Origin of the sequence: Chromobacterium haemolyticum (genome assembly GCF_009936155.1) — a bacterium.
Lineage (GTDB): Bacteria > Pseudomonadota > Gammaproteobacteria > Burkholderiales > Chromobacteriaceae > Chromobacterium > Chromobacterium haemolyticum.
The window spans coordinates 592,925-604,745 of record NZ_AP019312.1 but is presented as its reverse complement, the minus strand read 5'-3'; the positions used below and the strand labels follow the sequence as shown (position 1 = coordinate 604,745).

The 11,821-nt window shown below is 64.6% G+C and carries 8 protein-coding genes; all 8 read right to left on the bottom strand.

Annotated features, from left to right (window positions below):
* Window positions 1–28: 28 nt before the first annotated feature.
* The 8 genes from GYH29_RS02805 to tssM all read right to left on the bottom strand — a co-directional run bounded on the left by GYH29_RS02805 (window position 29) and on the right by tssM (window position 11,796).
* Window positions 29–943 (bottom strand): DUF4123 domain-containing protein, encoded by a 915-nt coding sequence (locus GYH29_RS02805; RefSeq protein WP_161523146.1) that lies wholly within the window; start codon window positions 941–943, stop codon window positions 29–31.
* Window positions 944–973: 30 nt separating this feature from the next.
* On the bottom strand, window positions 974–3,592 hold the full coding sequence (locus GYH29_RS02800) for a type VI secretion system Vgr family protein (RefSeq protein ID WP_161523145.1): 2,619 nt from the start codon (window positions 3,590–3,592) through the stop codon (window positions 974–976).
* Between the two features lie 133 nt (window positions 3,593–3,725).
* On the bottom strand, window positions 3,726–4,160 hold the full coding sequence (locus GYH29_RS02795; protein WP_019100066.1) for an OmpA family protein: 435 nt from the start codon (window positions 4,158–4,160) through the stop codon (window positions 3,726–3,728).
* 142 nt (window positions 4,161–4,302) lie between these two features.
* Window positions 4,303–4,800 (bottom strand): Hcp family type VI secretion system effector, encoded by a 498-nt coding sequence (locus GYH29_RS02790; RefSeq protein WP_019100067.1) that lies wholly within the window; start codon window positions 4,798–4,800, stop codon window positions 4,303–4,305.
* A gap of 113 nt (window positions 4,801–4,913) precedes the next feature.
* Window positions 4,914–6,398 carry a type VI secretion system contractile sheath large subunit gene (tssC, locus tag GYH29_RS02785; RefSeq protein ID WP_081576466.1) on the bottom strand — a complete coding sequence of 495 codons (1,485 nt, stop codon included), beginning with the start codon at window positions 6,396–6,398 and terminating at the stop codon, window positions 4,914–4,916.
* 3 nt (window positions 6,399–6,401) lie between these two features.
* Window positions 6,402–6,914 carry a type VI secretion system contractile sheath small subunit gene (gene tssB / locus GYH29_RS02780; RefSeq protein ID WP_043594331.1) on the bottom strand — a complete coding sequence of 171 codons (513 nt, stop codon included), beginning with the start codon at window positions 6,912–6,914 and terminating at the stop codon, window positions 6,402–6,404.
* Between the two features lie 81 nt (window positions 6,915–6,995).
* A complete protein-coding gene (gene tagF, locus GYH29_RS02775; protein WP_081576465.1) occupies window positions 6,996–8,015 on the bottom strand; it encodes a type VI secretion system-associated protein TagF in 1,020 nt (339 codons plus the stop codon).
* Between the two features lie 13 nt (window positions 8,016–8,028).
* Window positions 8,029–11,796, bottom strand: coding sequence for a type VI secretion system membrane subunit TssM (gene tssM / locus GYH29_RS02770; RefSeq protein ID WP_019101083.1), 3,768 nt, complete (start codon window positions 11,794–11,796; stop codon window positions 8,029–8,031).
* Between the last annotated feature and the right edge of the window lie 25 nt (window positions 11,797–11,821).

Sequence of the window (11,821 nt, the reverse complement as noted above, 5' to 3'; positions counted from 1 at the left end):
CTTAAACCGACGATATTGGCCGCCGACATCACGCAAACGGCTGCTGCCTTGCTTTGTTCCAAAACTCCGCGCCGGCGAACAGCAGCCACTCCGTCAACGCCGGGGCTCTGTCTTGCCGGTACTGCTCCAGCTCCGCCGCCACGTCCGGGTAGCGCTCTTCGCAGTCCCTTCCCAACAACCACCACAGCGCGACGCAGCCCGCGGCTTCATCCTCGGTGTCCACCCAGGGCAAGGCCGCGGCTTCGCGCAGCCAGCTCAGCGCGAGCGGGAAGTCCGGCCACTGCGCCGCCACCGCGTCGGGGTGCAGTTCGCTCAAACCCGCCACCGTGCGCAACAGCTTGTGGTAATGCGCGGCCCAGTCCAGCCGCGCCCAGTGCTCGGCGCGCAGCGACACCGCGCTGGCGCGGCCCTTGGCTTCGTCTATCGCCATATGCCGATACGCGGCCGGATGGGCCGGATAGCACCAATGATCGATAGGCCCCAGCAACTGATTCTTGTCCTCGCCGCTCAGGCTCTGGTCCAACAGGCTCGTAATCCTGGGGTCGTAGTAACGCAGATGATGTTGCCGTCCATCGGGATGCGGCTGGGCGAACAGGCGCTTCAAATGCCTAGCCACCTGCTCCGCCGGCTGCGCGGACCGAAGCCAGGCGCTGACCATGACGGCGCCGCCCTTGCGCAGCGAGTCGCCGATGTCGTCGGTCCCCCGACTTAGCCAGGCCTGGCGCTCCTCCGGTCCAAAGTCCACGGTTTGCGCCAGGTCTATCAGCAGCGGCGCCTGTTCCGGCGCATGGGCAAAAAACGCGTCGTTCAACACCGTGACCGCGGGCTCCGGAAAACAGGCCGCCAACTGCTCCGACGCCAGCGGGTCGCCCGGAGTCCGGTCCAACAGCAGATACCAGCCTTCCGGCGCATCCGCCTGCAAAATTTCATGCAAAGCCTGCATAGTTCCAATCTCTCATCCTGGCCGCAACGCTCAATCCGGATACGGCGCGCTCGCCGCGCCGGCGTGCGCGGCGTCCGCGGCCTGGTAGTTGCAGGGTTGCGGAGGTTTGAACGAAGGGGTGGGCAGACTGGTGCTGGCCGGCCCGCTCCAATCGTGGCTTCCGCCCTTGAAGCTGACGGTGCCCGGCGCATGCAGCTCTATCTTGCCGTCCTTGATCCGCACATAAGCGCCGCCGCTGGTCAGCAGAATCTCCTTCTTGCCGTTCCACAGCTGCTGGCCCTTGATGGCGGTGATCTTGACGTCCTTGTCCGCGGTGACTTCAATGCTGTCGCTCTGCGCCTGCACCTGGATCTTGCCTTTGGCGGCGATCAGCTTCAGCGCGATCTGGTCCTTGACCCCGGTGACGAACAGGCTGATGTGCTGGCCCACATTGTGCAGCCAGCGCCGGCCCGAGGTTTGGTTGGTGTCGCGCTGCGCCACCAGGTCCAGATTGGTGCCGGCCGCCAGAGTCTGGCTTTGCTGGCTCAGGCTGGCGATGCCCGCCGGCGCGGACAGCACGATCAGCGGTTGCTGGCCGGCTTGGTCTTTTGCGGTCTTGCCGTCTTTGTCGGTGTTGCTGCCGGCTTCCCAGGCTTTCAGCGCGGCGGCCTGGTGTTGCAGGTGGCCTTCGGTTTTCTTGGCGGCTTTGGCGTTGTCCGGACCGATTTCCTCCGGCCCGGTTTCCATCGTATCCGCCTGCTGGCCGGTGGCGGTCTCGCCCAGGCTCTGGCTCAGGCCCAGGGCCGCGTCCAGCTGGCTTTGCGCCTGTTCACGCGCCAGTTGTTTGCCCCCAGCGCCGTTCTGCGCTTCGGTGCTCAGCAGCAGGCCGTGGCCGGCGCGGATGGCGCCGTGGCTGTCGGTTCTGAGTTCGAAGCCGTCGCCGCGTGGTTCGGCTTTGCCGTTGCTGCGCGGCTGGGTCAGGAAGCCTTGGTTGAGCTGGGTTTTGCCCGGTTCGCTCGATAGCTTGGCTCTGACTTCACCGGGGGTGTCGTCGAACAGCAGTTCGTTGTACTGGCCGCCCTGGTGTTCCTTGGACTTGATGCCGGACAGGGTTTTGTTGGCCGGCAAGGCGCCGGCGCCGCTGAAGTCCGGCGGCGGGTGGCTGCCGTTGTAGAGCACGCCGGTGATCACCGGGCGGTCGATGTCGCCTTCGATGAAGTCGACCAGCACTTCCTGGCCGATGCGCGGAATGAATTGGTGGCCCCAGCCGGCGCCGGCGCTGGGCATGACCACCCGCAGCCAGCAGGAGGATGTGTCGTCCAGGTTGGCGCCGATGCTCGGGTGTTCGTCCGGCCGTTGCCAGTGGAATTGCACTTTGATGCGGCCGTGTTGGTCGGTGTGGACTTCCTCTCCTTGCGGCCCCACCACGGTGGCGGTCTGCACGCCGCGGGATTTGGGCTTGGCCAGCTCGGTGTGGGCGTAGGCCGGGGTCAGCGGCACGCCGCGGCGCTGGGCGTCGAAGTCGGCGCGGAAGGGCTGGGCGTCCTCTGCTTTTGCCAGCGCTTTGAGGTCCGCCGGCAGGTTGTTGCGCGCGCTCAGGGTTTGGCGGGTGACGACGAATTCGCGCTGTTCGCTGCTGTCGCCGTCGTGGGCCGGGTGGTCGTCCAGGCGGAACCACTGGCCGGCGGCCAGGCCGCGCACGCTGCCGCCGCCGCTGAATTGCTTGGCCTTGAGGTCATGCGCCTGCTGGCGCAGTTGGGCGTAGTGGCTAAGCTGGTCGGCGTCGCCGGCGTAGTACAGCGATTGCGGGTCGTAGTCGTGCAAGGAAGACTGCAGCGCCTTGCCGTTCTGGCCTTGATCAATGCGGCTGTCGTCGCCGCTGTGCTGGGTAGAAACAGGCTGGTAGTCGAAGCTGGCCAGCGCCACCGCGCCGGGGACGATCTGGCGCAGGGCGTTCCATTCGGTCAAGCCGTCCTCGGCCTCGGTGGCGTCGCTGCGGTGGAAACGCACCCGTTCCACACTGGCCGGCGGCAGGCTGTAGGGGTCGTCGAAGGCGACCAACCGCACTTGTGGTGTGTCGCCGTCGAGGTGATCGAAACGCCAGGCATAACCCTCTTCGTGCAGCAGCCGCACGATGAAGTCGTAATCGCTCTCGCGGTATTGCAGGCAATAGCTGCGCGGCGAGGCTGGGCCGGTCTTGAAGTCCAGCGTCTGCACCCGGGCGAACACCGGGTTGGCCTGCTGATGCTCGGCCAGGATCTGTTTGACGATGTCCGGCACCGACAGGTCCTGGAACACCCGCGAGCTGACGCGATGCCGCAGCAGCGCGAACGGCGGCTCTATGGTGAGCTGATAACGGCTGAAACCGCCGTCCGAGCCCAGGCTTTCCACCTTGGACACCACGCCGCAACGCAAGCTCTCCGCGCCGGCGGCGTCGAGGATGCCGAGCCGGGCCGGCAGACCGAGCAGGGTCTTGAGTTCGATGGCCCCGTCCGGGGACAGACAGGTGAGCTGGTAGGCGTAAGGCCGGGACACGCCTTCCTCGCCGGCCAGGCTCAGGGGCAGCAGTTGCTCGGCCGCCACGCTGCCGTCGCCCAGGCTGAGGGTGAGCAGGCGTTGGTCTTGATTGAAGGCGGAGGCGAAGCTGGCGAGCAGGGTGCTGAGGTCCATGGCGTTAACCTAATTCAAATCGACTGCGCAATTGGCGAGTCCTTAAGCAAACCCCGCGCTGCCACACCGGGTTTGCTTAAACACCCGAAAACGCCCGGCCGCCCGCTGACGCGGAGCGGCCAGGCGCCGGAATTCAGTTGGCGATCAGACGCACCGCATGCAGCTGGCGCTCGGTGTCGTAACGCACGGTGATTTTATTGGCCGGCACGCCGGCATCGGTCAGGAACTGCTTGACGGCGATGGCGCGGGTTTGCGCGGCGGCGCGGGCGTTGCCGATGTCGCCGCGGTAGCAGTGGCCGCGCACCAGGATGGATTTGGCGGTCTTGAGCTTGGGCAGCAGCAATTGCAATTGAGCCTCGCCCACCGGGGACAGTTTGGGGCTCATTTTTTCAAACGGGATCAGGTTGGGGTCTATGGCCATATTGGCGGCCACGGCCTTGTCCAGCGCGGCCTTTTCTTCCGCCGCCTTGATCACGGCGGGGTCGTTGGAGGCTTGTTGAGCGTTAGGATTGGTCTTGCAGCCCACCAGCGACAAGGCGAGCGCGGCGACCATCAGCAAACGTTTCATAGCATTACTTCCCGGATTGACTTTAAACATGGGCAAAGAACAGCCGGGAAACCGCTGCGCCGGGCCGGCGCGCGGCAGTTTCCCGGATGCCTAAAACCCGCCCGAAAGACGGGCGGGTCAGCTTTACAGCACCGCTAGGGAATTAGGCGATCGCCTTGTTGGCGGTCAGGTCCCAACCGGAGCTGACGTTGCCGCTGGTGCCGCCACCTTCGCGCTTCTGCTGGGTGTAGGTCCACTTGATCTTGCCGTAAGTGAAGCTCACTTTTTCGCTGGGGAAGCCGCTGTCGTTGGCGGAGCCGTGCGGCTCAACCTTGGCGATCAGGACTTGTTCCATCTTGATCTCCATGTACTTCACCTTGTCGCCACCGGCACGGCACAGTTCGATGGTGATTTCCTTGATGTGCTGGCCCTTGCAGCAGGCTTCGTAAATCTTCGGGCTGGCTTTGTCCAGGAAGTGGGTGATTTCGTAAGCACCGTGGTTCACGCGCTCGGCGGTGGCGCCGCCGGCGGAGCTGGCGGTGGCTTGCGCCGGCTGTTCCAGCTTGTGGGCAAAGGATTGGATCTCGATCCAGTCGGCGTGCTTCTCGTCGCTGCTTTCGCCAGGAATACCGTCAATTTTCAGGAATGCATCAAAAGCCATTTACTTCTCCTTAAACAAAGGTCAAAAATCGGAGGGCGCTCCCTCCCATTCCAAAAGACGCCCGCCTCCGCCGCCGCGCCGGAACGCGGCGGGCAAACGCGGACTCTCCAGCTTTAGCCCGCCGGTTGCGGCAGTTCCGCCACCAGACGCAGGGAAATGGTCAGTTCATCCAGCTGGAAATGCGGCCGCAGGAAGGCGGCGGCGCGATAGACGCCCGGTTTGCCCGGCACTTCCACCACGTCGACGCGCGCTTCGCGCAGCGGGTATTTGGCTTTGGCTTCCTGGCTGGCGGAGTCGTCCAGCAGCACGTATTGCGCCAGCCAGGTATTCAGGAAGTCCTGCACGTTCTGGCGCGAGGCGAAGCTGCCGATCTTGTCGCGCATGATGGATTTCATGTAATGCGCGATGCGCGACACCGCGAAGATGTAGGGCAGCTGGGTGGACAGGCGCGCGTTGGCGTTGGCCGAGTCCGTGTTGTAAGTCTTGGCCTTCTGCGCCGATTGGCCGCCGAAGAAGGCCGCGTAGTCGGTGTTCTTGCAGTGCACCAACGAGATAAAGCCCAAGTCGGACAACAGTTTTTCGGTGCGGTCGGTGATCGCCACTTCGGTGGGGCACTTGAGCGCCACTTCGCCGTCGTCGGTCTTGAAGGTGTGGGCCGGCAGGCCTTCCACCAGGCCGCCGCCTTCCACGCCGCGGATGGCCGCCAGCCAGCCGTATTGGGCGAAGGCGGAGGTCAAACGCGCGGCGTAGGCGTAGGAGGCGTTGGTCCACAGGTATTTCTCGTGGGTGCTGCCGTCCACGTTTTCCTCGAAGTCGAACTCCTCCACCGGCACGTTATCGCGGCCGTAAGGCAGACGGCCCAGCACGTGCGGCAACACCAGGCCGACGTAGCGGGAGTCTTCGGATTCGCGGAAGGATTTCCACTTGGCGTATTCGACGGTGTCGAAGATCTTGGCCAGATCGCGCGGCTTGCCCACGTCGGTGAAGCTTTCCAGGCCGAACAGGCCGGAGGCGGCGGCGGTGATCAGCGGCGCGTGCGCGGAGGCGGCCACGTGGGACAGCTCGTCCAGCAGGTAGAAGTCTTCCGGGTGGCGGGTGAATTCGTAATCGCCCACCAGGCCGGCGTAAGGCGCGCCGCCGAAGGTGCCGTATTCTTCTTCGTAGATTTTCTTGAACAACGCGCTCTGGTCGAATTCCGGCGCCGCCTTGAAGTCCTTGACCAGGTCTTTCTTGGAGGCGTTGAGCACCTTGATCTTGAGCATGGTGCTGGTTTCGGACTCCATCACCAGGTATTTCAGGCCGCGCCAGGAGGCTTCCAGCTTCTGGAAGTCGTTGTGGTGCATGATCTCGTTCAGTTGGGAGGAGATCAGCGCGTCGATCTCGGCGATGCGCGCGTCGATGCTGGCGGAGAGGTCGCGCGATACGCTGACGCTGCCTTCCAGCACCTGGTCGACCAGTTCGCCGATCAGATCGCGGGTGTGGCCCTTCTCGTTGTCGTTGGTGGCGACGCGGCTTTGCTCGATGATGGAGTCGAGCAGGCTGCCGGCGGCCGCCGGCGCTGCGGCCGCGCCGGCCTCAAGTTGTTGTTCTGCGCTCATCTATCACTCTCCCGCTTTGTCCGGATGCGCGGCCTGGCTGATTGCCTTCAGCTTTTCGGTATCGCGCACCACTTCGTCCAACAGTTCTTCCAGCTTGTCGTTGCCCGCCATCTTGTTGCGCAGGTCGGCCAGGCGCTTGCGCGCGTCCAGCAGCTTTTTCAGCGGCTCGACCTGACCCACCACGTTCTGCGGCTCGAAATCCGCCAGTTCTTCGAAGTTCAGTTCCATCGCCAGCTGGCTGCCGTCGTCCTTCAGCTTGTTGTCCACCTTGATGGCCAGACGCGGCGCCATGCCCTTGAGCACTTCGTCGAAGTTGTCGCGGTCGATCTGAACGAACTTGCGTTCCTTCATCTTGGGCAGCGGCTCCTTGCTGTGGCCGGAGTAGTCTCCCAGCACGCCCAGCACGAAGGGCAGTTCTTTGGTTTCGATGGCGTCGCCGATTTCAACGTCGTAAGTGATCTGCACGCGCGGCGGGCGTACCCGCGACAGTTTTTTCTGTGTGCTTTCTTTGGCCATGATGGTTCTCTCTCAAGTTCACAAAGCTCTGATGGGAGCGGCCTGCGCGAATGGCCGGCCGTTCCGGTGTTACGCCACTACTCAGGCCACGCTGCGCGACAGGCTGGACGCCACCTCGCGCAGCTGCGCCACCGAAATGGACGGATCGTTCAGCCTCCGCCCCAGGATGTAGGCCGCTTCGGCATAGGCCTGGTGGCTGCGCCACGGCGCCTGCGGCTCTGCCACGTCTACGATGAAACGGGCGTCCAGCTGCCCGCCCCAGCACTGCGCGACGATCTGCTCGTTCAAGTCCCCCGGCAGCAGCGCCAGGAAACGTCCTTCCGGCCGCTGAATCAGCAGGCATTGCTCCGCTTGGCCGGCCTGGCCGGCGGTGGCCGCCTGGTACAGCGACAGCCAAGTGGCCGCGGCCAACATGTCTTCGCCGTCGCTGTCCGGCAGCGGCAGCAGATAGGTCTGCGCCGTCAGGCTGCCCTGGAACTTGCGCAACAGCTGGTGGTGGAAGGTGAAGGCCAGCAACACCGTTTCCAGATCCGGCAGGCCCCGGCCGCTTAGCAGCCGGCTCAGATGGGAAGCCGGCGTCACGCTCAGATGTCGCTCCAATAGTTGCTGCGCCAAGTCCAGATCCGCCACGGAAGAGATGCCGAACAAGGACTGCTCCTCCAGGAACTGGCGGCAAGCCAGCATTTCCACCGCGTTGTCGATGGCGCTGCTCAATTGCTCCTTCAGGCCGGAGAAGAACAGCTCGTTGGCCAGCATCAGCACGGACAGCGGCGGCAAGGCCGCGTCGCAAGGCATCAGCGAGGCCGCCACCAAGGGGTAATTGCGGCCGCTTTCATCGCGGCTGGGCTGCATCACGCCCAGCGACAGCCACATCTGGTCCCGGCTGCGCAGCACAAAGCTGGTGCCCGGCATCGCGCGGTAGCGCTCCACCGCTTCCGGCCCGGCTTCCAGCCCGCCCAGGCTTTGCGCCAGCAGCTGGTCCAGCTGGGTGGCCGCCGGGTGGGTGGCGTTGACGCGGACGAAGTCGCCGCGACGCGGCAATTTGCCGAAAATGCAGAATTGCGGGGGCGTTTCCTGCGCCCGCTTGAAATTGAACGCCATGACTGTGTCTCCCTTATAGCGTCACGCGCTCAGGCAAGGTCAGCTTGTAAAGCTTGTTCAGTTGCAGCGGATTGACGCCGCCAACCATGCGGAAATTGAATTTCACCGTCTGCGCCTCGCCGTCGGGCTTGCGCAGGTTCCAGGTGAGCTGGGCGGAGTCCGGGCTGTCCTGGCTGACCTTGGCGCTGGACAGCAAGCGCATCAGGCCCATGCGGCCCGGCTGATTGCCCACCACGCTGCTGGCGCCGCTGTAGGACACCACCTGGATGCGGGCGCCGGCGTTCTGGCCGTTGCCCGGCCAGGTGAACGGCTGCCAGGCCTGCGGGCCGTTGCGGTAGCGCAATTCCTGGCCGTCCACCTCGAACACGATTTCGGACAGGCCCGGCGTCGGCGTCGGCTGCAGTTCGAAACGGGTGTTCTCGCCGTCCTGCAACTGGGCGTTGGCCAGCGCGGACAGGCTGCTGACGCTGGACAGGAAGGCCGGGTTGAACTTGACCCCCATATTGCCCCAGGCGCGCGGCACCAATTGGTCGCCCTTCTTCTGCACCAGGCCGTTCAGGTATTTGTTGATGAATTTGTCCAGCGTGCCGTCGTTGGCTTTGACGAAGCGGCTGATCTCCGCCACCGAGGCGCTATTGCTGGAGTCCGCGAACGGGTATTTGCCGGCCAGTTGCTTCCACTGCGGCAACACTTCATTGACCCAGGCCTGGTTGATGTCGTTGGCCACCGGCCCCAGCAGGGCGTTGTAGGACTGGGTCAGCGGGCGTACCAGCATCGGACGCACCATCTCGCCGGTTTCCGGCGTGACCTGGCTCAGCAGAGTGTTGTCGACGAAGGAGGCGGTGTCGCCCAGCTCGGAACCGGAACCGCCCAGGGTCGCCTGCAAGGCGGCGCGGGCTTGCGGGCCGGGTTCGTCGGTGCTGGAGATCGCCGCCAGCTTGGCTTTCAGCTTGGCCAATTGGTCCAGGTAGGCGTTGATCGGCGGGTTGTCGCCCTTGACCAGTTGCGCCACGCCGGCGAACTGACGGCCCACTTCGCCGTACAGTTTGGCCTTATCCGCCTGGGCCGGCGCGCTGCCGCCCTTGAGGAATTCAGCGGTTTTTTCCAGCATCGACTGCTTGGCGTTTTCCAGCGAGCGGTTCAGCTCCGACGGGTTGTCCCAGGCGGTTTCCATCGCCGCGCGCGCCAGCACCAGCTTGATCGGCGAGCTTTGCTTGTCGGACAGCCGCGCCATCGCGGACGCGGACTGGGCCGGATTGGTGAAGTCGCGGGTGGTGACGCCGATCAGGAATTTCTTCCAGGCGGCGGCGTATTGGCCGCGGTACAGGGTTTCCAGCGCGGCGCGGTTTTTCTCCACGTCGCCGTCCCGGCCCAGATTGTCCTGAGTGGACGAGGCCAGCACCCAGTCGTCGCTGCGGATTTCGCCCTTGCTGGCTTCGTCGATCGCGGCTTTGACGTAGCCGTTCCAGGCTTCGCGGGTGTAGGCGCCCTCAACCATCTGGCTGCCGGCCATCACGTCCAGATCCCGGTTGTCCAGAATCCGCGCCACGGTCAGCGGCGCGAAACGGGTGTTGGCGCGCGCCTTGATTTCATTGAACACCCGCTCTTGCGCGGACAGGCGCTTGAAGGAGCCGCGCAGCACGTCGCGCGCCTCGCCCACCACCTTGGCGTTGTTGTCGATCAGCGGCAGGTCCGCTTCCTTGATCTGGCTGACGTAGAAGGCCACCAGCTTCTCGGCCACCGCCATCACTTCTTCCACCGAGTACTGGCCGCGCTGGCTTTCCAGATAAGGCCGCCAGTAGCGCGGCAGCTGGTCGATCAGATGCGCCTCGTCCATGCGCTTCTGTTCGTGCAGCATCAGATAGGTTTTCAGCGCGTTGTAGCTGGCGTCCAGCTGCTGCGGGTTGCGCTGCGGAGCGGCTGCCGCCTCGCCTTGCGCGGCGGAGGCCACCAGCTTGGCGGTGGTGGCGCGTTGCGGCCAGTCCAGCGCGCTCAGCTTGATATTGGGCAGACCGCCGCGCGGCGCGTGCTTTTTAGGCTTGGGCTTGAACGGCGCGGGCGCCGGCGCCGCCGGCTTGGGCGGTTCGCTCACCACCGGGGCGGGCGTCGGAGCCGGCGGCTCCGGCTTCAGCGCCACCAGCGTGGTTTCCAGATTGCGCTGCACCGGGCGCAGCATCACCTCCTTCAGACCGGCGAAATATTCGCGGCGCAGTTGCGGCTCCAGCTCCTTGCCCTGGTACAGGCCCAGGCCCACTTGCCACGGCGCGCCGTTCTTGCGGTAGGACTGCAACTCTTCCAGACGCTTCTGCAAGATCTGCAGCGAGCGCAGCTTGTCGTACAGCTGGCCGCTGGCGGCCAGCTTTTGCGCCTGCGCGCGCTCGGCCTTCACCTCGTCCAGCAGGTGCTGGTTGCCGATGAAGGACCAGGTCCAGAAGCTGGCCAGCGCGGCCAGCGACAACACCCCGGCGGCCATGCCGAACAAACGCCAGCGGCTGCCGCTGGGCTTGGTCTGCCGCGAAATCAGATGTTGATCCTGGAACAGCACGTCGCGGAACAGATTGCGCAGGAAGTAGCTGTAGGACGCCGGCGCCTGCTTCATCTCCTGACCGCCCTGGCTCAGGTCGAACTGGCCTTGCACGCGGTTGGCGGCCACGATGCGCGGCACGCCCTCTTGCAGCGCGCTGGTGAAATAGAAACCGCGCAGCAGAGGCCGCGCGTGATAGGGGTCTTCTTCGTGCAGCAGCTTGACGAACTTGACCACCGCCTCTTTCAGGCCGTGGAATTCGATCGGGAAAGCGAAGTGCGCCGGCTTGACCTGATCGCCGCGGTACTGGATCAGCTTTTCCTCGCCGGCCTGCACCAGGCCGCGGTACAGCAGTTCGAACTGCTGGCCGGTCACATTGGCCACGTCGAAGCCGGTGCCCTGGTCCGCGCTCAGCGTCGCGCCCCAGACTCTGGCGCGGTCTTCGTCGCTGGCATCCTGGAAGAACTGGGCGAAACCGCCCAAGAGGTCCAGCTTGGTGAACACCAGATAGATGGGCACCAAGAGGCCGAAGGTGTTGCACACCTCGTGGATGCGCTCGCGGATCTGGCGCGCGTACAGAGTAAAGCCTTCGCTATGGTGCTGCGCCAGTTCCGGCAGGCTGATGGCGATCAGGATGCCGTTGACCGGCGCCTTGGCGCGGTGCTTTTTCAGCAGCTTGAGGAATTCCAGCCACTCCACCCGGTCTTCGCTCTGAGTCGCGTAGCGGCCGGCGGTGTCCAACAGCACGCCCTCGGTGGAGAAGAACCAGTCGCAGTTGCGAGTGCCGCCCACACCCTGGATGCCGCTCTTGTCGCTGAACGGGAAGGTCAGACCGGATTGCAGGATGGCCGAGCTCTTGCCCGCCGCCGGATGGCCGATGATCATGTACCAGGGCAGCTCGTACAGCGCGGCGCTGCCGCTGGCGCTGCCCAGCTTGGATTTCTTCAGAGTGTCGATGGCGCCCAGCAGCCGCTGGCGCAGCAGGGTGACCTCGGCGCGCTTGTCGGAGCTGGCGTTGATCACCGCCTCGTCCGCCTGCTTGCGCAGCATGCGCTCCAGCAGACCGCCGGCGCGGCGCGCCAAGACCTGGCCCACCAGCAGGGTCAGCACCCATAACAACATGACGCCGATAATCCAGCCCAAACGAGCTTCCAGCGACTCCAGGCCCAACCACGGTCCCAGGAACCAGATCAAAGCGATCAGGATCAGGAACCCGATTGCCGAAGCCACTTTGGCGTGACGCAGCCAACCTTTCATAAACACCCACCACCTTCTTGAAAAC